At 44.6% G+C, this 21,393-nt stretch carries 23 protein-coding genes; 15 read left to right on the forward strand and 8 right to left on the reverse strand.

Features of this window, described 5'->3' with window-relative positions:
- Positions 1 to 95 precede the first annotated feature (95 nt).
- From ACQKFO_RS08885 to ACQKFO_RS08895, 3 genes are all read left to right on the forward strand, one after another.
- Positions 96 to 560 (forward strand): geobacillin-26 family protein, encoded by a 465-nt coding sequence (locus ACQKFO_RS08885; protein WP_427598071.1) that lies wholly within the window; start codon positions 96 to 98, stop codon positions 558 to 560.
- Between the two features lie 119 nt (positions 561 to 679).
- Complete coding sequence (locus ACQKFO_RS08890; protein WP_427598073.1) at positions 680 to 1,018, forward strand: hypothetical protein; 339 nt, start codon at positions 680 to 682, stop codon at positions 1,016 to 1,018.
- 36 nt (positions 1,019 to 1,054) lie between these two features.
- Complete coding sequence (locus ACQKFO_RS08895; protein ID WP_427598075.1) at positions 1,055 to 1,408, forward strand: hypothetical protein; 354 nt, start codon at positions 1,055 to 1,057, stop codon at positions 1,406 to 1,408.
- A 138-nt stretch (positions 1,409 to 1,546) separates the two neighbouring features.
- Here ACQKFO_RS08895 and ACQKFO_RS08900 read toward each other — a convergent pair whose 3' ends face one another.
- The 3 genes from ACQKFO_RS08900 to ACQKFO_RS08910 all read right to left on the reverse strand — a co-directional run bounded on the left by ACQKFO_RS08900 (position 1,547) and on the right by ACQKFO_RS08910 (position 3,194).
- Positions 1,547 to 2,098, reverse strand: a complete 552-nt coding sequence (locus ACQKFO_RS08900) for a DUF3231 family protein (RefSeq protein WP_427598077.1) — start codon at positions 2,096 to 2,098, stop codon at positions 1,547 to 1,549.
- 137 nt (positions 2,099 to 2,235) lie between these two features.
- Positions 2,236 to 2,694: a hypothetical protein gene (locus ACQKFO_RS08905; protein ID WP_427598079.1), complete on the reverse strand. Its 459-nt coding sequence runs from the start codon at positions 2,692 to 2,694 to the stop codon at positions 2,236 to 2,238.
- A 29-nt stretch (positions 2,695 to 2,723) separates the two neighbouring features.
- Entirely contained in the window at positions 2,724 to 3,194 is a 471-nt protein-coding gene (locus tag ACQKFO_RS08910; protein WP_427598081.1) for a CBO0543 family protein, read from the reverse strand.
- Between the two features lie 198 nt (positions 3,195 to 3,392).
- Between ACQKFO_RS08910 and ACQKFO_RS08915 the strand changes: the two genes are divergently transcribed.
- Entirely contained in the window at positions 3,393 to 4,403 is a 1,011-nt protein-coding gene (locus ACQKFO_RS08915; RefSeq protein ID WP_427598083.1) for a DUF3231 family protein, read from the forward strand.
- 129 nt (positions 4,404 to 4,532) lie between these two features.
- On the opposite strand, the gene ACQKFO_RS08920 is transcribed toward ACQKFO_RS08915, so the two are convergent.
- Entirely contained in the window at positions 4,533 to 5,375 is an 843-nt protein-coding gene (locus tag ACQKFO_RS08920) for an alpha/beta fold hydrolase (RefSeq protein ID WP_427598085.1), read from the reverse strand.
- Between the two features lie 438 nt (positions 5,376 to 5,813).
- On the opposite strand from ACQKFO_RS08920, the gene ACQKFO_RS08925 reads away from it, so the two are divergent.
- The 3 genes from ACQKFO_RS08925 to ACQKFO_RS08935 are packed head-to-tail and all read left to right on the forward strand — an operon-like array spanning position 5,814 to position 7,446.
- Positions 5,814 to 6,239 (forward strand): DMT family transporter, encoded by a 426-nt coding sequence (locus ACQKFO_RS08925; protein WP_427598087.1) that lies wholly within the window; start codon positions 5,814 to 5,816, stop codon positions 6,237 to 6,239.
- A 16-nt stretch (positions 6,240 to 6,255) separates the two neighbouring features.
- Complete coding sequence (locus tag ACQKFO_RS08930) at positions 6,256 to 6,951, forward strand: Crp/Fnr family transcriptional regulator (protein WP_427598089.1); 696 nt, start codon at positions 6,256 to 6,258, stop codon at positions 6,949 to 6,951.
- 12 nt (positions 6,952 to 6,963) lie between these two features.
- Positions 6,964 to 7,446, forward strand: a complete 483-nt coding sequence (locus ACQKFO_RS08935; protein ID WP_427598091.1) for a DMT family transporter — start codon at positions 6,964 to 6,966, stop codon at positions 7,444 to 7,446.
- Positions 7,447 to 7,550: 104 nt separating this feature from the next.
- Here ACQKFO_RS08935 and ACQKFO_RS08940 read toward each other — a convergent pair whose 3' ends face one another.
- The 3 genes from ACQKFO_RS08940 to katG all read right to left on the reverse strand — a co-directional run bounded on the left by ACQKFO_RS08940 (position 7,551) and on the right by katG (position 10,823).
- On the reverse strand, positions 7,551 to 8,171 hold the full coding sequence (locus ACQKFO_RS08940) for an STAS domain-containing protein (RefSeq protein WP_427598881.1): 621 nt from the start codon (positions 8,169 to 8,171) through the stop codon (positions 7,551 to 7,553).
- A 6-nt stretch (positions 8,172 to 8,177) separates the two neighbouring features.
- The gene (locus ACQKFO_RS08945; RefSeq protein WP_148994863.1) at positions 8,178 to 8,381 is read right to left on the reverse strand and encodes a hypothetical protein; all 204 of its coding nucleotides are present in this window, start codon (positions 8,379 to 8,381) and stop codon (positions 8,178 to 8,180) included.
- 225 nt (positions 8,382 to 8,606) lie between these two features.
- Positions 8,607 to 10,823: a catalase/peroxidase HPI gene (gene katG / locus ACQKFO_RS08950; RefSeq protein WP_427598094.1), complete on the reverse strand. Its 2,217-nt coding sequence runs from the start codon at positions 10,821 to 10,823 to the stop codon at positions 8,607 to 8,609.
- 340 nt (positions 10,824 to 11,163) lie between these two features.
- Between katG and ACQKFO_RS08955 the strand changes: the two genes are divergently transcribed.
- From ACQKFO_RS08955 to ACQKFO_RS08970, 4 genes are all read left to right on the forward strand, one after another.
- Positions 11,164 to 11,850, forward strand: a complete 687-nt coding sequence (locus ACQKFO_RS08955) for a response regulator transcription factor (RefSeq protein ID WP_427598096.1) — start codon at positions 11,164 to 11,166, stop codon at positions 11,848 to 11,850.
- A gap of 1 nt (position 11,851) precedes the next feature.
- Positions 11,852 to 12,847: a sensor histidine kinase gene (locus tag ACQKFO_RS08960; protein ID WP_427598098.1), complete on the forward strand. Its 996-nt coding sequence runs from the start codon at positions 11,852 to 11,854 to the stop codon at positions 12,845 to 12,847.
- A 121-nt stretch (positions 12,848 to 12,968) separates the two neighbouring features.
- Positions 12,969 to 13,652, forward strand: coding sequence for an ABC transporter ATP-binding protein (locus ACQKFO_RS08965; RefSeq protein WP_427598100.1), 684 nt, complete (start codon positions 12,969 to 12,971; stop codon positions 13,650 to 13,652).
- On the forward strand, positions 13,649 to 16,231 hold the full coding sequence (locus ACQKFO_RS08970; RefSeq protein ID WP_427598102.1) for an ABC transporter permease: 2,583 nt from the start codon (positions 13,649 to 13,651) through the stop codon (positions 16,229 to 16,231). The genes ACQKFO_RS08965 and ACQKFO_RS08970 overlap by 4 nt, the downstream gene beginning before the upstream one ends.
- Before the next feature lie 54 nt (positions 16,232 to 16,285).
- On the opposite strand, the gene ACQKFO_RS08975 is transcribed toward ACQKFO_RS08970, so the two are convergent.
- Complete coding sequence (locus ACQKFO_RS08975) at positions 16,286 to 16,510, reverse strand: hypothetical protein (RefSeq protein WP_427598104.1); 225 nt, start codon at positions 16,508 to 16,510, stop codon at positions 16,286 to 16,288.
- A gap of 131 nt (positions 16,511 to 16,641) precedes the next feature.
- Between ACQKFO_RS08975 and ACQKFO_RS08980 the strand changes: the two genes are divergently transcribed.
- The 4 genes from ACQKFO_RS08980 (at position 16,642) to ACQKFO_RS08995 (ending at position 21,324) form a co-directional block, all read left to right on the forward strand.
- Positions 16,642 to 18,264, forward strand: a complete 1,623-nt coding sequence (locus ACQKFO_RS08980; protein ID WP_427598106.1) for a spore germination protein — start codon at positions 16,642 to 16,644, stop codon at positions 18,262 to 18,264.
- Entirely contained in the window at positions 18,254 to 19,480 is a 1,227-nt protein-coding gene (locus tag ACQKFO_RS08985) for a Ger(x)C family spore germination protein (RefSeq protein WP_427598108.1), read from the forward strand. The genes ACQKFO_RS08980 and ACQKFO_RS08985 overlap by 11 nt, the downstream gene beginning before the upstream one ends.
- 24 nt (positions 19,481 to 19,504) lie before the next feature.
- The gene (locus ACQKFO_RS08990; protein WP_427598110.1) at positions 19,505 to 20,608 is read left to right on the forward strand and encodes a GerAB/ArcD/ProY family transporter; all 1,104 of its coding nucleotides are present in this window, start codon (positions 19,505 to 19,507) and stop codon (positions 20,606 to 20,608) included.
- Positions 20,609 to 20,853: 245 nt separating this feature from the next.
- Complete coding sequence (locus tag ACQKFO_RS08995) at positions 20,854 to 21,324, forward strand: SRPBCC family protein (protein ID WP_427598112.1); 471 nt, start codon at positions 20,854 to 20,856, stop codon at positions 21,322 to 21,324.
- Positions 21,325 to 21,393: the final 69 nt, after the last annotated feature.

Here is a 21,393-nt window from a genome sequence, read left to right on the forward strand (position 1 = left end):
AGATTATAATAATTCTAATTCGATATTTATTATTATATATATGCGTTTTTTTGTCAAGGGAAAAGATTGAGGTTTTATTAGAAAGGAAGATAGCTTTGAAGAAACGATTACTTATCCTATTTACGATGCTATGCATCATGCTTCCCGTCCATATTGATGCGGCGTCTCCATTTGTGATAGGGGAAGGGGACGCGAGTGGTTATCAGTACACGGTCATAAAAGGGGAAGATGGGCTAACGTGGAAGATCGGTTATCAAGATCACCAGGTGAAGATCGAAGAGAACGAGGGAAATCGAGATCACCTAGACCGTTTTCGAATAGCGGTGAATGACCTCGACAGTCACCAATTCGGGCTCATTCTATCGATTTCCTACCTTATCATTGTCGGCATAACGACACGAGTCCTTTATAAAAAAAAGAAACATATCCCCCGTGTAAGTGGGATGATCATAGCCTGTTTGGCTTTTGGTGCGATGTATTATGCCATTACGTCATTTATAGGAATGCAGGCGGCTTTAGAGGATGTGGGGTATTATTACGTCAGCTTGACTGATTCTTAAGTGTCGGCACTGGCGGTGGGTCAGATTATGATCCTTTTGTCAAAAAAATTGGTTTAGTGAAGTGATGCAGGAATAGGTTACTACCTGTCGAAAAATACATAAACAAGAGGTGAAATTACATGTATTCTACAGAAACCCTGCCCCAATGGTTTTGGATTCTCTATTACTCCCTCACGATATTAACGATTGCCTCTGCCCTCCTTTCGATTAAAAAACAAGGGTATATATGGAGGGCGATGCTCACTATCTTTGTGACCATTTCCATTCCAGTTGTCGGCATGGTGAATGGAATTTATCGAGGGGAAAATCAGAATGAATTGGAGCAATGGCTGAGCCACCTGAGAACAGGGGAGTTATGGGCTTTCTATCTTCTGTTCGGTTATATATATGTGATCGTCTGGTGGGGGTCGTTGATTCGGAAGCGGAAGAATGCCGGAAGAGTTAGTAGACATGGATAAGAATTAAGCCCGGCGGCAAATTAGGAGGGGGATAACATGGCAAACATACTGCGTTACAACCTGTACCTTCTGGTTTTGTATTCAATCATATTCTATTTTTCCATCAGTCGATTGAATCTGTTTGGAAGATTGACGCCTTTTATCAATCTGTTTACAATCCTCGTCCTGCTCGGTTTGGGAATCTATTACCCCAGATTCAGTAAAGGTATAAGTGAGGAGATGGTGAGCAGGATAAAATTGATCTGGAGGACGTCGTTTTTGGTGCTATTATTTGTGGTTCAAATGACTATGCATGTGATTAATAACAGCATTCTTTATGTCATCGTCATTATTACGATGGTGTTGATAGTGATGGATTTCTGGAGAGGCCGGGGGCATAGCTCGAAATAATCCCCTGGGGCCAGTGATTTTTTATCGATTACTTGCTGGTGGTCAAAGGGTGTCAACGATCTTGTTTCCTTGACTTCCAAGACCACAGAAGCTGAAGATCAGGAAAAGGATCTTCAGCTTCTTTTCATATGATTGCACTCACTGATTCTTAGGTGCCCCCGGAGGATAATAGTACGGTGGGACCTTTAGCCATCCTCTTTTGCGCATAGCGGTTTTCAGTTCCATACCAAGCACCATTTTTTCGGCCTGAAATCGCGCCCACATGAGACCCACATCATTGCGGATGCTTTGGCTCATGTTTGTGGCACACATCACAATATTCGTGGCAACTTTGATGGAGATGAAGTTAGCGATTTCGTCATCCGTCATTTTTGCCCCTATGGGAATGCTATTGGGGTCGGATTTAGGCCTGGTTTCTGAAGTTTTCGAAAGGGGTATGCCTTCTTCTACCATGAATTGTTGAAGTATTTTCAATTGATGTTCCCCAAGATCCTTTGATTTGTTAATGAGTTGGGTTAGTTCGTTATCTGTCGTTGTATTTAATGAAGCTTCAAGGACAGGTACTTCTTCTGCCAAGGCAGTGAAATAAAGCCAACATCCCATCGCTTCACCGATATGAGGAGGTGACTTTGGTTCTGAATCAAAGGTGGTTCGCAGGTAATCAAAAGCGGTTTCAAAGAGATTCTGCATTCATTGTCCTCCTTTTTTTACTATCATTGTTGCCAAATATCCTCCTTTTAATCTGTTGTTTTTGTGGAAATGACTTGGAACATCGGAACTGAAAAATCGAGCCAAGGGACCTGTCCCTTTGGCTCTCCACCCCTATTCTATGATTTGTATTTTAATAATACGGTTCGGATCATAAATCCAATGACGAGTCCTGGGATGAGGGACAGCATGGGAAGCCAAATCGGTCCGAAGAATATGCCGAAAAGCGGGTGGGGTGAGTACATGATACCAACCGTGACAGAGTAGGCACCAAAAGCAAACGGAAGATAAGAGAGTGGTGGATTTTCTCCGTCTGCCCCTTTATACGCATCATACATGGCATACATATAGACACATGGATAAAACATGATCCATTGATAATCAATGACCTTCGCAGCCTCCTGGATCCTGTTAAGAAAACTGAACATGATCGATAGGTTAAACGTACTCATACTGTTTATGACAAATTCCAATAGAATAAAAAGAAACCCTTTCGCTACTTGCCCATTTAATAACTGGCCAAAGCCAGGAAATGCGATGCTCCAAAGGACCGCTTCTAACTTTTGAGTTTTTTTCATGTTATCAAACCTTTGGGTTTACTTTTTTATTATGCGCTTTTCGATTTGTCCATGCCCTTGACTAGTGCAACAAGGCCCCTTATAAGGAACAATGTGAAACTGACATATCCAAACGTATGAAAAGGCGACCATTTTTTCCAATGAATTAAGCGTGTGTTCTTTACAAGGTACAACTGAGTTACACTCATCGGAACACTCCAGGTCAAGCTTTTCAACAAAATTTTCCCTAGACCGTCATGGTACGTTTGCTTCACCCAGATGACACTTAAAAGCGGAAAAAAAAGCATGTCAAACATAATATTGGTTTTAAAGATTTCTGGAAAAGGGCGTACAGGATAGACAACGCGCTTATTTGCTACTACATATGTATCAATGAGAGTGGAAACGACTCCTTTAGAGAAGAAAACAATGAGGCTCTCCCTCAGCTTTGAACCCTTCAATATAAATGGCGAGGAGAGCAAACATAACGTAAATAACCCATATAACATTTTTTTCTCCATAATAACGGCCTCCTTAGATAGGTTGAAGATAGTATGACTAGAGGCGGCATACTTTATTCTTTACCTTATCCTAAATGATAAAAGGCGAACCCCTATCATTATTTTTAACAGGGTTTCTTCAAGATACAGGGTTATACATAATATTAGAGTCGTTGGTCATGTTAATAGAATCAAATGAGATTATGAGGGGGGCTGAGGATGGAGCGTGAGGAAAGAATACCCATTACTTCATCTGAACTAGGGAACTTGTGGATGACGTATCAAGAGAAAACGATGATGATGAGATTTCTGGAATACTTTCTTGAACAGGCTGAAGAGGATGAGATTAAACACATTATACAGTTACATTATAAACGCGTTACAGAATGCGTAGGCGTGGTGACAGATATTTTTAAACAGGAAGGGGCAGCGATTCCTGTGGGGTTTACTGAACATGATGTGAACAAAGGGGCTCCGAAGTTATTCGACTTTCATTATGATGTCATGTATTTGCACTTGATGTCCAAAATCGAGACGAACCTTTATGCACTTTATTCGACGATGTCATATCGCCAGGATATCCGACAATTATTCAGACGATTGACAATGGAGGCACAAGAAGCTTATGACCAAACGACCCATTTACTACTGGAGAAAGGAGTTCTTTCCCGCCCCCCTTATGTATCGATGCCGAAAGAAGTGGCGTTTGTACAAAACAAAAAGTATATAACCACGTTGAACTTGTTTTCAAATGAAAGGTCGTTGAATACGATTGAACTTTCACTTATCCACCATGCGATTGAAACGAATCTTACAGGGATGCAATTAATGATAGGGTTTGCACAAGTGGCTTCTGATAAATCTGTACGTAATCATTTTGTTCAAGGGATGGAGCTAGCCAAGAAAGTTGAAACATCACTGGGTGAATTTTTAAGAGATGATTTCATTGAGCCTCCAGCGACTCATGCCGGGAAAGCGACAGCTTCAACTGTTTCTCCTTTCTCAGATAAGATGATGATGTATAACACCAGTTTGTTAACGACATTTGGACTTGGAAGTAACGCCATTGGTGGTGCGTTTAGTTTACGAAGTGATTTACCTGCCAAAATGGCACTCCTTGCAAAGGACATTTATGATTTCGCTAAACAAAGTGGAAAAATCATGGTCAAAAAGGGCTGGATGGAAGAACCACCTCAGGTTGAAGATCGAAGGAAATTGACTAAGGGATGATAAGTGTGTGGATAGAAGGTTGATTGATCTGATTTTCAGTGGGATTGATCCCGGACACTGGAAATTAGTGTCAGACCGATAAAAAGGCAGCCTTGTCAAATAAACGGCTGCCTTTATCCATATATTATTTTATCGCGAATGAAGCTTTACAATCGAATTTATTATTTGGTCCCAGTCCTCGCTGTGAATCTCATGTCCTGTTCCATCAAGAGGCACTAATTCAGCATGTGGTATAGCTTTCGCAAGGGCAAGCCCGTGCTCGTATGGCAGAGCTGGATCTTCCGTGCCGTGAACAATGAGAACAGGTACTTTGATCTCATTCATTCTATCGTAATAAGCATCTCCACCTTGCAGCAGGGCATGATTAAATCTGCTCGGCAGCTGCTTGGCTCGGTCATACTCCCTTTCTGCCAGTTTAATCATTCTTTCCTGTTCATAAGGTTTGGAACCAGCTAATGTTCTCCATCCATCCGCAAGATAGGTAATGGCCACTCCCCGATTTGACCAATCGATGGAAGCACTCTTGGCATGGTGATCGAGTATGCTCTGATCCATTGGAGGCAGTTTTTCCATCTCAGTCCCGAACACACTTGATGCAATGAGTGTTAGGGACAAGACATGTTCCGGGTATTTCAAGGCAAGAACCTGGCCGATCATACCGCCCAACGACATTCCAACGATATGAGCTTTATCTATGTCATAAGCAGCCAGAATACAGGCTGCATCGTCCACCATGTCCGTTATGGTATAGTTGGAAGTACCGGGAGTATAGATGGTTGATCGCCCCAAATCCCGATGATCGTACCGTAAGACAAACACCCCATGATGAGCGAGTCGGAGACAGAAATTCTCATCCCACCAATCTAATGAAGACATCGAACCCATGATCAAAAGCACAGCAGGATCCTTAGGGTTTCCAAAACTTTCTGTGCAGATTTCTACATTATTTATGTTCAGCATTTGTTCTCTCATTTTTTTACCTCCGTATGATTTATTCTCTATTCGCTGTTATGAAGACGTAGATGAATAAACTCTTTCTGGAGCATGATAGGCGGCCCCATTCATTATCGTATGCGAATCCACTTGATCATCATGACAAGGCCTCCTTTTCCCTTTTTGTAAACGGTTCTGATAACTATATATATGACTATAACATATAGGATTCAGCAGAGATCAGCGGGTTAGCCATGTTTCTCCATGTTGTATTCCTATATAAGTTTTTTCATCACCATCAGAGAAATTGGTTATTAACGAAAAAGATTTACTCATTTATGACTCAAAGAAGGAAGATAGGCAGTCTATTGGTTCCTCTGGTTTACCCGATCCTAAAAGCGGCAACCCTTAGGACATATGTCCTTTCACAAAAATCCGTCCTCCTATTTAATAGAACAAAGAATAGGAGGATGAACGATGAAAGGTGCTTTATTTGCGCTGCTAGGTGGACTGTGCATCACCATGCAGGGGATTTTCAATGCAAGGATGAGTGACGCGATCGGCGGGTGGCATACGACTTCAATGGTTCATCTTGTTGCCTTTGTGATCGCGATGACGATATATATGAAAGTAAGAGATGGAAAAGGAAAGAGCTTCAGGCAGGTGCCTTTCCTGTACTTGATCGGGGGATCGTTCGGTGTGATCGTGGTGTTCTCGGAGCTGACGGCGATTCACATGATCGGCCCGGCATCGGCGATTGCGATCCTTCTAGTGGCACAGATCGGGACCGCATTCCTTATCGAGTCACGGGGATGGTTCGGGGAAAAGAAGATCCCGGTTACGCCGCGACAGGCAATCGGCCTCACGATGATGCTTGCAGGGGTCGTCCTTTTCCAATTGTAGAAAAAGGAGTCAAACGATGAAAGAAATACAATGTACGGAAGTAGACCATTATATTAACCATTTTGAACTGGATGAGCTATTTCCGGCGGATTTCAGAAAGCATATCAAGACATATTCCTTTGAAAAAGGGGACAACCTTTTTTCGACGGGGGAAGAGCTCGACGAACTGTACTTCCTTATAGAGGGGAAAATCAAGATCTTTACCCATACACCGGAAGGGAAATTGTTGATCAACCGGTTCAAGCGTCCCCTTGCCCTGATCGGGGATGTGGAATATGCAAAGGGTACGGCGGTTCTAAATTCGGTGGAAGCCGTCACGGACGGGGTGTTCCTATCGGTTCCTTTCACGGATCTCTCAAGGCTTGAGAAGGAGCATCCGGCGATACTGCGTTTTCTGTTTGATACAGTGGCCCACAAGTTTTACACGGAATCTCATATCACGAGCATGCACATGCTGTATCCAGTCGAGGTGCGATTAGCGAGCTATCTGCTATCGATTTCAGAAGCGGGGGAAGGGACCATGTTCCATCAGGAAATGCATACGTCCAATCTCATGGAGCTCGCTGAATGGATCGGCACGAGCTACCGCCACCTGAACCGGGTACTGAAGAAGATGGCAACCGACGATCTCATCGAACGGGTCAACGGGTCCATCACCATCAAAGATCTTGATAAACTCAGCATCCTTGCGAAAGGAAACATCTATGAATAAGGAGGGTCTCAAATGATCGGAATCGGACTTGCCATCATGGCAGGAATCTTAATCAGTTTGCAAAATGTATTCAATGCCCGGGTCAGTGAAAAAACAGGCCCATGGGCAACGACGAGCCTGGTACTCGGCCTCGGTCTCGTCTGTTCATTGCCGGTATTCTATACAATGGAAGATAAAAGTCTGCTGGACTTCAGCGGGGTCAATCCTGTCTTTCTGTTCAGCGGGGTGTTCGGAGTCGGTATTGTGTTCTTCCTGATGAGGGGAGTCACGTTGATCGGACCGGCGTATGCGATCTCGATCGCACTTATTTCTCAAATCACCATTGCGTTTATCGTCAACACAGGTGGATGGTTCGGGTTTGAACCTTCTGCACTTTCCTGGGAGAAGATGCTTGGAATTGGGTTGTTGATCGGCGGGGTGTTGGTTTATAAGTTGGAGAAGCGGACGGATGAGAAACGGGATGTTGTTCGAGAACGTGAGAGAGTAGGGGCTTAATGGTTTCCCTCTTAGAGAAGGTCTCTATCCGGGCAGTTATATAAAATATGAAAAAGCACGCCCATTCTAATTAGGAAAAGGCGTGTTTTTTCATCTCTCATGATCTACTTCAGTTTCAATGATTTGATCGCTTGTTTAAGAGTTGCTTCCACTTTAATGCCTGAGAGGTCATTGCGGTATTGAATGACTTTTTGGGCGAGGTCGGGACGGATACCGGTGAAGATGGTGGTGACTCCGACCAATTTCAGAGAATCTGCGATTTTCATCAAATGGAAGATGCTTTCTGAATTGATGCTGACGAGACCTGATAAGTCGATGATGATGTATTCCAATTCACCTTTGGCTGCTTCGAACAGGGTATGCTCGATGACCAGTGAGGTCCGTTCGGAATCTACCTCCCCAATGAGAGGGAGGACGGCAACTTCATCAAAGATCGGTACAAGGGGAACGGATAGCATCTGCACCTGCCCGTTTTTCTTTTCAAGGTCCAACACGTTCTCGAGCAATGCAGCCATGGCCATAAATAAGTCCTGATGTTCCTGAGTGAAATGAAACGGACGCAGATCCATGCCGCAAAGGGTACCGTAATTCTCCCCATCCCTATAATAAATGGGGACCCCGATAAGCGAACCGCCGCCAAGACTTTTCGTCACGTCCATGTCTTTCGTTAAGGCTGATACATTCAAATCTTCAATGATGAGTGGTTCACGACCACCCTTTACGATAAATTGTCAGAATGAATCACGATATAAGGTCTCGAAACCAGTTGGCAGAACCACGTCATCACGATTGTATGCCCGGACGATATTGACTTCTTTTTTGTCATTTTTAGCAAGAAAAAAGGTGTTCACATCTACAAACTTACTGATGAGTTCCAGTACATCATCAGCCGTTTCTTCAATCGGTTTGAATGCTTTCAACAATGTATTTGTCATTTTTGTCACCTACTTCCCTTGCTGATTTCATACAGCTATAGATATAGGTGAATAAAAATACCTATACTGACAGTCTATCAGATTTGCTGTTTAATAGTATGAGTTTTAAATCCGTTGATAGAAAAAAAGATGGTGTTCATGAAAGGTGTTTTTATTCGAAAAATCTTTAAACCCGTCCCATCAAAAAAACACGCCTCATCCCAACAGGGAAAAGGCGTGTTCACTTTATCTCAAATCAAACCGATCCGCATCCATCACTTTCACCCAAGCGGCAACAAAGTCACGGACGAATTTCTCTTTATTGTCATCCTGCGCATACACTTCTGCAAGAGCACGAAGGACAGAGTTGGAACCGAACACCAGGTCAAAGCGTGAGGCCGTACGAACCACCTCACCCGTCTTGCGGTCGCGGCCTTCATACTGATTGAAGCCTGCCGGTTTCCATTCGATGCCCATATCCAGCAGGTTCACGAAGAAGTCGTTAGTCAATGCACCGGCTCTGTCTGTGAATACGCCGTGATCCGTACCACCGTGGTTGGCGCCAAGTGCGCGCATACCACCAAGAAGGACGGTCATTTCCGGTGCAGTCAGTCCTAACAATTGTGATTTATCGACAAGCATTTCTTCCGGGCTGACAGCGTATTCCTGCTTCTGGTAGTTGCGGAATCCGTCTGAAACCGGCTCCAGTACACCGAAGTTTTCAGCATCAGTTTGATCGGCTGTTGCATCTCCGCGGCCAGGTGAGAACGGAACCGTTACCTCGAAGCCTGCGTCACGAGCGGCTTTTTCAACCCCTGCGTTACCGCCTAACACAATCAAATCAGCGAGGCTGACTTTCTTATCAAGCTTGCTCTGAAGGTCCTCATAGACACCAAGGACTTTCTCAAGCTGCTGTGGTTCGTTCACTTCCCAGTCCTTCTGCGGGGCAAGACGGATGCGTGCCCCGTTCGCACCTCCGCGCATATCCGAACCCCGGTACGTGCTTGCGGATGCCCAAGCGGTTTTCACGAGCTCGCTCACGGATAAGCCTGTGTCCAGGATTTTTTCCTTTAACGAGGCTACTTCGCTATCTGATAAATCATAATCCACCGCAGGAACCGGATCCTGCCAGATCAATTCTTCATCAGGAACTTCTGGACCCCAGTATCTTGCTTTAGGACCCATGTCGCGGTGAAGGAGCTTGAACCAGGCACGGGAGAAGGCATCGGCAAACTCTTCCGGATTCTCGTGGAAACGACGGGAAATCTTTTCGTAGTCAGGATCCATGCGCAACGCCATATCAGCCGTCGTCATCATCGTCTTCACTTTGATCGATGGATCTTCGGCGTCCGGTGCCATATGTTCTTCCGTCATGCCGACCGGAGCCCATTGGGAAGCGCCTGCCGCACTCTTCGTTTTCTCCCACTCATAGCCGAATAAAAGATCAAAGTAGCCGTTATCCCACTTCGTCGGATTCGTTGTCCAGGCACCATCGACACCACTTGAGATCGTGTCGCGGCCTTTTCCGCTTCCGTGTGAGCTAAGCCAGCCGAATCCTTGTGTCTCAAGGTCCGCAGCTTCCGGATCATCACCGACAAGATCAGCATCACCTGCTCCGTGCGCCTTACCGAATGTATGACCACCGGCGACAAGGGCTACCGTTTCATAATCATTCATCCCCATGCGTCCGAATGTATCACGGATATCACGGGCGCTTCCCAGTGGATCAGGCTCACCGTTTGGACCTTCTGGATTCACGTAAATCAGACCCATCTGGACGGCAGCGAGTGGATTTTCAAGCTCACGGTCGCCTGAGTAACGGTTGTCAGCAAGCCACTCTTTCTCATTACCCCAATACACATCTTCTTCAGGATGCCAGATATCTTCACGCCCGGCACCGAATCCGAACGTCTTCAAGCCCATGGATTCAAGGGCGACGTTACCTGTCAGGACAAGGAGGTCAGCCCAGGAAATCTTGTTTCCATACTTTTGTTTGATCGGCCATAACAGACGGCGGGCTTTATCAAGATTGACGTTATCCGGCCAGCTGTTCAATGGGGCAAAACGCTGTGAACCTGAGGAACCGCCACCGCGTCCGTCCGTTTCACGGTATGTACCTGCTGCGTGCCAAGACATCCGGATGAAGAATGGACCGTAATGACCGTAGTCGGCTGGCCACCAGTCCTGGCTGTCCGTCATCAAGTTATGCAGATCTTGCTTCAGGGCATCATAATCCAGCTTCGAAAATTCTTCTTTATAATTGAAGTTTTCCCCCATTGGGTTTGATTTCTTGTCATGCTGGCGAAGGATGTTCAAATTCAACATGTTCGGCCACCAGTCTTTATTCGTCGTACCCCCTGGAGCCGTCGTCGTCGTGATGGCACTATCCTTGTGGTGGGTGACAGGGCACTGTCCTGCAGCTGCTGAGTGATCCTTTTGGTCTGGGCGATTGTTGTTTTCCATTTACAATTCTCCTTTCAGATATGGGACACTGGGTCGAATAAACCATTACCATTTGCTAGAGGTGAAGAGTTAGATTATTATGATAATTCTTACTTATATTATAGTGGACGATGAGTCTGATTCAAAGTGAGAAGTGTTCAATCGACGGATTTTTATGGAAAATGTATCAAGTAGAAGTCTTCTTATAGAATAAGAGTAAGTCGAGGGGGAATAACATGAATGAAACAGATTTAGAATATGTCTTCTTAGGTGAAGGGACGGCTGGTCGGAACCTGTCCATTGATTCTGCTTCCATGATAAAATATGTTGATAAAATGACTGACGGTTAGGGTGTATGTATATGAAAGTATTGTTGGTAGAGGATGATCGGACGATTGCGACGGGGTTGGAGTATTCGCTGCGTCAGGAGGAATATGAGACGATTCTTTGTTATGATGCGGAGTCTGCCAAAGCGATGATTCATGGTCGGTTAGAAGAAATCGATTTATGTTTGTTTGATTTGTCGCTACCTGATGGGAGCGGCTATGATTTGTGTGAGATGGTGAAGAAGCGGGACGATAAGCCGGTGATCTTTTTGACAGCGCTGGATGACGAAGTGAATGTCGTGATGGGGCTGGATATGGGAGCGGATGATTATATCACGAAGCCGTTCCGGGTCCGTGAGCTGCTATCCCGTATCCGGTCGGTGCTCAGGCGGTATCATAAACAGCCGGCACAGGCAAACGTTTGGATGGATATTGAGGATATCCGGATTAATACGTTAGAGGGCAAAGTGTATAAGAATGGTGACGAGGTAGTATTGACCGCTTTGGAATACCGGCTTCTCCTCATCTTTGCCAATCACGTCGGACAGGTGCTGACGAGGGCCCAGCTTCTTGATCGAATCTGGGACGTGGCCGGTGATTTTGTCAATGACAACACGCTGACCGTTTATATCAAGAGGCTGCGGGAAAAGCTGGAGGACCAACCACAGCGGCCAACGATCATCAAGACCGTCCGCGGTATGGGATATAAGGCAGGCGATTGATATGTGGCGGAATCGGGAAGTTCAATGGTTTTTCATCAGTCTTTTATCCATCAGTCTTGCGGCATTCATATTGGCAGGTTTTCTGTTTTCGATTCGGGTTGCGCTGTTTGTGCTGGTCACATCCGGTTTGCTAGCAGGATGCAGCTTTATCTTTACAAGGTGGCGGTACCGGGAAATTGAAAAGCTTTCGGGTTACTTGAGGAAAATCAGCAGCGGGGATGACAGCCTTGATGTCCGGGATAACCAAGAAGGGGAGCTGAGCATATTAAAGAATGACATCTATAAGGTGACCTTGATGCTGTCTGAGCAACGTTCATTTTTAGAGAAGGACAAAATCACTTTGACCAACGCCCTTTCTGACATCTCGCATCAGTTGAAGACACCCTTGACTTCGATGATGGTGATGGCCGATCTCTTAAGTGACAGCACATTGGAGGATTCAAAGCGTGCCGAATTCACTCAACATATCCGGGTGCAGTTGGAGAGAATCGAGTGGCTTGTTTCTTCGCTATTGAAATTATCCAAGATCGATGCGGGAACCATTTCGTTTAAGAAAGACAAGGTGGCCGTCCGGGAACTGATTCAGAGTGGGGTGCAGCCTGTCTTGATTCCAATGGATATTAATGAGCAGACATTGAGCGTGAGCGGGGACGAATCGGTCACCTTCATCGGTGATCTTCGCTGGACGGCAGAGGCACTCATCAATATCCTGAAAAATGCTGTAGAGCACACGAGAGAAGGTGGGGGGATCTCCATTTCATTTTCGGAGAATCCGCTCTACACTGAAATCATCATTGCGGATAATGGAGACGGGATTCCAAAAGAAGATCTTCCATACATATTCAGGCGTTTTTACAAAGGTAAGAATGCAAGCGACGACAGTGTCGGAATCGGACTGGCGATGGCTTACAGCATCATCACCAGTCAGCAGGGGGATCTTGAGGTCCGAAGTGAAAAAGGGAATGGTACCGTGTTTTCCATTAAATTTTATAAATAGAAGGGTGTTTATTCTTGCTCCGCGTATCCCCTAAAGTGAATAAATTGTCACTTTCATAGTCACTTTAAAGTCATATTGGACAGATATACTGGGGTCTACATCAACATTATGGAGGTACCAAATGAATATTTTACAAATTGAAAATCTGTCTAAGATATATGGCAAAGGGGAGACGGCGGTCAAGGCACTGGATGATGTTTCATTCTCTGTGAAAAAAGGCGAATTCGTGGCGATCATCGGTCCTTCTGGATCGGGGAAATCCACCTTGCTTCACCTGCTTGGAGGCGTCGACCGTCCGACAAGCGGGAAAGTGCTGATCGATCAAACCGATATTTATCAATTGGATGAAACCCAGCTGGCTGTTTTCAGAAGAAGGCAGATCGGGTTGATCTATCAGTTCTACAATCTGATCCCGATTTTGACGGTGGAAGAAAACATCACCCTCCCCATGTTATTGGATCAGCATAAAGTGGACCAAAAGCAGTTGACGGATCTAGTATCGAGATTGGGCCTTCATGAAAGGCTGAACCATCTGCCGAACCAATTATCCGGCGGACAGCAGCAGCGTGTATCCATCGGGAGAGCGCTGATCAGTAATCCTGCCATCATTCTCGCGGACGAGCCGACAGGAAATCTCGACAGCAAGAACTCTACAGAAATCATCGAACTGTTAAAAATGTTCAACAAAACCTATAACCAGACATTGATCATCATTACCCATGATGAGCGGATTGCACTGCAGGCAGATCGTGTGATCGAGATCGCAGATGGAAAGATCGCTAAGGATGAGGTGATCCGTCCGTGAATATCATCAACAAACTGACGCTGCGGCATCTGAAAGAAAACAAAAGAAGAACCCTTGTAACCATCACCGGGGTCATCATCTCGGTGTCGATGATCATGGCCGTTGCGACACTCGGCGTGTCATTCCTGGATATTATGAAAAGGCAGTCGATAGCCGACAATGGCGAGTGGCATGTTCAATATCAAAACGTCAGCCCCGACCAAATTGAAGCAATTGCGAATGACGAGGATACGGGAAGCTTGCTCCTATCCAATGAATTGGGGTATGCAAAGCTCGATGGGGCCAAAGTGGAAGATAAGCCCTACTTATTTATAAAAGAATATAATGAAGAAGGCTTGAAGCAGTTTCCGATCGAGTTGAGTAAAGGCCGCCTGCCTTCCGATGAACAGGAAGTGGTCATTTCTGAGCAAATCGCGAATGATGCCGGTGTTCAGTACAAGATCGGGGACCAGATCAAACTGGCTATCGGGAGCCGGATGATGGAGGGGGAAAGCGAGCCATTGGGACAGAATGACTCGCTCCAAAGGGATGGAGAAGGCATTAAGGAAAGGCTTGAAGTGAACTCCATGGAGACCTTCACGGTTACGGGCATTATAGAAACCCCATCATGGGAACCGGCATGGTCCCCGGGTTATACAGTGCTCGGTTATATCGATAAGAGTTCCTTGAATAAGTCGGATATGGTGGATGCGATCGTGGTGTTGGACAAAGTGAACTCCTCCGTCTTTGAGCATGCCGGGAAACTGGCAAAAGAGAATGGGATTGGAAAAGTGGCTTTCAATGATGAATTGCTGCGATACTACGGTGTGACGGACAATGACAATCTCCGCTTCACCCTGTTTTCCTTACTCGGGATCATCATGGCCGTCATCATCATCGGTTCGGTATCGCTTATTTATAATGCATTTGCCATCAGCGTATCTGAACGAGCCAGGCACTTAGGGATGCTTTCAAGTGTGGGGGCGACGAAGAAACAGAAGAGAAATTCCGTCTTTTTCGAAGGGATGGTCATCGGAGTCATCAGCATCCCCCTTGGTTTATTGGCAGGGGCGTTGGGGATCGGAGCTACCTTTTGGTTTATCAATACCTACATTGACGGGGCATTGGGCATTTCGGAGAGACTTCAGGTTGTCGTCACACCGTCAACGGTCCTGGTTTCCTGTCTGATTTCAAGTGCGACAATTTTTATTTCTACGTATATGCCTGCACGAAAAGCCTCGAAGATTTCAGCAATCGATGCGATCCGCCAGACGCAGGATGTCAGATTGACTGGTAAGACGGTCAAAACGTCCAAGGTCGTCCGGAAGCTGTTCGGGTTGGAGGCGGAAATCGGATTGAAAAATCTGAAACGGAATAAACGGCGTTACCATGCGACGATTTTTTCCCTGGTGATCAGTATCGTTCTCTTCTTATCGGTGTCTTTCTTTACAGATAATCTGAAGAAATCGGCAGTCATGTCCCAGGAAGGCACGAATTTCGATATTTCCGTATCGGCCAATACCGGGGATACAGAGCAATTGGAAGACTTGGTTCAACTGGAGGATATCACAACATACAGCGTCCAAAAAAGTCTGAATCCCACGGTCCTTATTGAAAAAGACAAGTTTCCTCAGGAATTGAAGGACATGATCAAACGGGATAACATTCCCCTTGATGATGGACGTTATCAATACTATGTGAACTTACATGGATTGGATGAACAGAGCTTCAGAGACTATGCCAAAAAAGCAGGCGCAGAACTCCATATGTTCAATGATCCCAAGAAGCCAACAGCCATCGTCATTGATCAGATTTCCTATCAGGATCCGACGACGACCAAGTTCGTCGAGGCCAAATCAATCTTAACCGAACCGGGAGACGTCCTCGATTTGATCTTCACGAACTATGATACAGAGAAATCGAAACCTTTGGGATCGGTTACGATCGGGGCCATGACAGACCAAGTGCCCATGGGGATCCGTACCGCAATGATGGGCGGATTGGATGTCATCGTACCGATGAAAACAATGGATGCCTTGATGGATGACGAGATGAAAAAGGAAGTCCGCAGCCAGTTATATATGAACAGTACCGACCCGATGGAAACCCAGAAAGCCCTTGAAGAAGTGGTGCCATCGAACCTGTATATATATAATGTCTATCAGGACAGGCAGCAGGAAGAACAGCTCATCCTGTTCCTGTCAGTCTTCACATATGGTTTCATCGCACTGATTTCATTGATATCCATCGCGAACATCTTCAATACGATCTCAACGAGCATTTCCTTGAGAAAAAGGGAATTCGCCATGCTGAAATCCGTTGGGATGACGCCAAAAGGATTTAACAAAATGATCAACTATGAAAGCATCTTTTACGGAGTCAAATCCTTGCTATTCGGGCTTCCGATCAGTATCGGTGTCATGTATCTGATCCACAGATCTGTCGGAGAGACCTTCGATTACGGATTCGAGCTGCCGTGGGTCGATATCCTTTTCGTCATTGCGGCGATATTCATCATCGTAAGCTCCGCTATGCTTTATTCAATCGGAAAGGTCAAGAAGCAGAATATCATTGAAGGATTAAAGCAAGAGAATATATAAAAAGAAAGAAGAGATGGGCTAATTGAGGCTCATCTCTTTTTTGCTTAAGTATACTTACTTGTCTTCGTTTCTCTTCTTTATTAACACGTACGCAGTTTCAACCAGAAAAATCGAAAGAAGAAAAAAGAGGACGAATACTTCCGTTATTTCCATTACCCGAAAAGGACGTACGGAATTGTACAATGCTTCTGAAACATCGAATCCTTGGAGAATATCGAGACTTAGAGAAAAAGCCATTAAACAGCCCATCATTAAAAGGGCAATGCCCATGATTTTCATGCCGATCACACTCCTCCAACTAGTTTCTTCTCTTTGGACTTGGATGATTCAGTCATGCGTTTGTTAATAATTACATAAAAACCCCTCATATGGTTAAAGTAATAAAAAATAAAAGAAGGGTGCCTGAATCTATGCCTTCGTTCTTTAAAGGTCGAAAACCAAAAAAGAACCACCAGTCGGATGCTGAAAATCAAGCTGCTGATCACTCGGCAGAACATATACAAGATTCGTTGTCAGTCAACCTTGACATCATTAGAAAGAAAACAGGAAACAGTTCAGACCTCGTCATTCGTCATCTGAAAATGGGTAGAGAGTCCGGTATTAAAACGGCAATTGTCTATATTGAAGGAATAGTAGACAATCGAACGATTCAAGAGTTCTTATTGCAGACCATGATGAAAGATGATAATAAAGAGCAATTGAATGAGCATGATGCGTTAGAACGGATTTCTGAGGACATGATGACGGTTGGGAACGTGTTATCTCTCACTACGTGGGAAGACCTGTTCTTCTCTTTAATGGCAGGTGACACCCTTATCCTGATAGATGGCATTTCAAAGGGTTTGAGTGCGTGTACGAGAGGCGGGGAGAAACGCTCCATTTCGGAATCTAACACTCAAATGGTGGTCCGTGGTCCAAAAGGGGCGTTTACAGAGTCGATTGAAATCAATACAGCCATGGTAAGGCGCATCATTAAGACCCCTGATTTATGGATGGAGTCCTTGAAGGTTGGCCGTGTAACCAAAACCGATGTGACGCTTATGTACATACAGGGCATTGCCAATGAAAAGGTTATTGAAGAAGTACGTCAGCGAATAAAAAAGATCGACATTGATAGTATTCTGGAATCAGGCTATATCGAGCAACTCATTGAAGATCAAACACTGTCTCCCTTTCCCACTATTTTCAACACTGAAAGGCCTGATGTAGTGGCGGGGAATCTGATTGAAGGGCGAATTGCCATTTTTGTCGATGGAACCCCTTTTGTATTGATTGCACCCGCTGTGTTTATACAATTTTTTCAATCGGCCGAGGATTATTACGCCCGCTTCGATATTGCAACATCGATTCGCCTTTTACGCATTTTGATGTTTATGATTTCGCTTATTGCACCTGCTGCCTTTGTCGCTGTCACCACCTTCCACCAGGAAATGGTGCCGACAACGCTCATTGTCGCCATTGCAGCTCAGAGGGAATCCGTTCCTTTTCCTGCATTCGTGGAAGCTCTTCTTATGGAAGTAACGTTTGAAATCCTGCGGGAAGCAGGAATTCGACTGCCCAAAGCGATTGGTTCGGCTGTTTCGATTGTCGGTGCACTTGTTATTGGACAAGCAGCTGTTCAGGCGAGTATTGTGTCACCGGCCATGGTCATTATTGTATCGATCACAGCGATTGCCAGTTTTGCGACTCCTTCTTTTGATATGGCCATTTCAGCTCGCTTAATCCGGTTTTTGTTTATGGTTGGTGCTGCAACATTTGGATTCTACGGAATTATTTTGATCCTCTTGATGATGGTCGTCCATCTATGCAGCTTACGTTCATTCGGTGTACCCTACATGGCTCCATTTGCTCCCTTTATACCTGTGAATAATGGAGATACGTTTGTAAGATTACCATGGTGGTCACTAAGACAAAGACCTCGCTTAATTAGTGCGAATACAGTACGGGAAGGAAAGAATTCGCGTCCTCAGCCTCCTGCATCCCGTGCTATGGTCAATCGGGATTTTAAAGAAGGTGACAACAATGAAGCATAGGTTAGTTTTCCTTATAATATTGATGACAATGACCGTCTTGCTTTCGGGGTGTTGGAGCAAAAAAGAGCTAACCGATCTTGCTATCGTGGCAGCGATGGGGATTGATAAGACGGAAGACGGAAAATATGCCATCACCCTTCAAATTATTAATCCCGGGAACGTGGCTGGGGGCATACGAGGGGGAGGCGGTGGCACGGAAAGCCCACCTGTTACCATCTATTCGGCTACAGGAAATAATTTAGTAGAAGCAAGCAGGAGTGCTTCTAGCAAAATTTCCCGAAGATTATATTACGCTCATGCAAACTTAGTGGTCGTTGGAGAGAAGCTGGCAAGAGAAGAAGGTGTGGCTACATTAATCGATGCAATTGATCGAGATCACGAATTTCGAATCACTACAACCATGGTGATCGCCAATCAATCATCTGCAGAAGACCTGGTGAAAACATTAACACCCGTTGATAAAATCCCAGCGAATAAGGTACTGAAAACTTTGGAATTCTCCCAAAAGGTATGGGGAGAGACAATAAAGACGTCGATCCAAGACGTGATGAAAGGACTGCAATCCCCTGATGTAGCAACCGTGGTTTCAGGATTTCGTCTTGTAGGAAATCCCAAGCATGCAAGCCAGTTAGAGAACCTTCAAGAAAGTGAGCCTGAATCTACCCTTGAAGCCAGTGGAATCGCCATTTTAAAAGAAGGAAAGTTAGTGGATTGGTGGTATGGCGAAACAGCTAGAGGAACGGTATGGCTCCTGGATAAAATCCAAGGAACAAACATCAGCATTGATTGGGAAGGGAAAAAAGAAGCCATCGCCTATCAAACAGTCCGTCAAAAAACAAACGTGTCTGCGAAAGTGAAGAGTGGAGAGCCCCATGTCTCTATTCATACACGCGCGGAAGGAAGCATAGGGGAAATGAATGTACCTGTAGATATCACAGATGTAAAGGTTATTTCAAAGATGGAAAAAGAGCTGGAGAAAGAGATTAAAAAAGAAATTAAAAAAGCGATTGAACAGGCTCAAACAAATAAAGTAGATATCTTTGGGTTTGGCGAAGCCATCCGACGTTCCAGTCCAGGTGAGTGGAAGAAGCTTAAACCGATGTGGAACGAGGTGTACTTTCCGGAATTAAAGGTGGATATTACAGTGGAAGCCTATATCCGTCGTGCGGGATTACGAAACAAATCGTTTCTTTCAAGTTTAGATGATAATCAATAGTGAGGGAAAGGGGGTACCAATAGAGTGGAGAAAGCCAAAATTAGTGCCAGTCAGCTCTTTGTCTTAATGGTTCTGTTTGAACTGGGGAGTGCTTTACTCGTCCCTCTTGCCATAGATGCAAAACAGGACGCCTGGTTGGCCATTCTTATTGGAATGGTCGTCAGTTTTGTTCTTTTATTAGTCTATCATAAACTCTATTGGTATTATCCCGATCTTTTGCCTACCGAGTACATGCAAAAGATTCTCGGGAAAGTGTTGGGAACCGTGGTTGCCTTCCTCTATCTCTTTTTCTTTATGTATGATGCCTCGAGGGTTCTTCGTGACTTTGGGGAAATGCTGTTAACCTTTGCCTATCCTGAAACGCCTTTATTCATCGCCAATGCACTGTTAATGCTTGTCATTATTTATACGGTCCATAAAGGAATAGAGGTCATCGGAAGATCAGGAGAACTGCTTTTTATGCTTATGTTTATCCTTTCGGTCGTTGGATTTATATTGATCGTGAGTTCTGGTCTAATCGACTTAACCAACTTACAGCCAGTACTTGAAGAAGGGATTGCACCTGTCCTAAAAGTGGTCTTTACTCAAACCATCTATTTCCCGTTTACTGAAGCCATTGTATTTACAATGATTTTGCCGTACATGAATAATCCCAAGAAGGTAAAGCTTACAATGATATGTGCAACGGGGTTAAGTGGAATCAACCTCATACTTACGATGCTCATTAATATTAGTGTGCTTGGTGTGGGTCTGACTGCACGGTCACAATTTCCGCTTCTTAGTACGGTTCAGACCATCCAAGTAGCCGATTTTTTAGAGCGGCTGGATGTATTTTTTATGCTTGCCTTAGTGATCGGGATATTCTTTAAGATAAGCGTGTTGTTTTATGCAGCGGTCATAGGTTCAGCCAGCTTATTTAAGGTCAAATCCCCTTCACGGCTGTCCTATCCTTTGGGCCTGGTCGTTTTATTTATGTCGATGACGATTGCGAGCAATTTTCAAGAGCATATCCATGAAGGACTAAAAGTAGTAATGTTTATCTTACATATTCCACTCTTCACCATTATTCCTCTTTTCCTTCTACTTGTGGCATTCTTGAAAAATAGAAAAAAGAAAAGAGAAAAATGAGTTTATCCGCATCACACTTTACGGGGGGAGGGGGCAACGGAACGATACAACTTCTTCTGAATCAAGAGAACCGTCCTTTCACCCCTTTAAATATGGCGAGGGATAAGTAGTCTGTGAAGGGAGTTAACGATTAAAAAAACATAGGTCAGGCCAACAATTTTGAAATTTTAACAAATAAAAAAAGGAATTAAGACGAAGTTGTCAAATCTATTCAAAAGCATGAAATATCTAGGAGGTCATTCCATTTGAGTATCCCTTTCGAAGTGAAAAGAAACTTTCAGGTTTCCAAAGAAAAAGCGTATGCGAGTTTATTAGATCTTGATTCTGCCAAAGACTGGATGCAAGGGATAGTGGGAATAGAGAGGATGGATGAAGGGCCACTCCGTGAAGGCAGTCAGTGGAAGGAAACGAGAAAGATGTTCGGAAAAGAGGCTTCGGAACATTTTGAAGTAGTGGAACTTAAAGAACCTGATAAGATTGTGTTTCGGTGCGACGGTACGAAAGGAACAACGGGAAAAGGGGAATTTATATTTACCTATTTGCTGGCTTCATCAGGTGATCAAACTGAAGTGACGTTACTTGGTGAAATCAGGGGGCTGACCGGCCTGTCGAAATTATTCGGTAAACTAATGGCAGGCGTCTTTAAGAAGGCTTGCGCAAAGGATTTGGATTCCTTGAGAGATTATCTGGAAAAAAATAAAGTGGTAAGCTCCTGACAGTGGTAATCGGAAATGGTATAATCTTTTAGTAGGAAAGTTAGCGTTAAAAGCTCTCATACAATTATC

Source organism: Rossellomorea sp. NPDC071047 (assembly GCF_050270195.1).
Taxonomy (GTDB): domain Bacteria; phylum Bacillota; class Bacilli; order Bacillales; family Bacillaceae_B; genus Rossellomorea.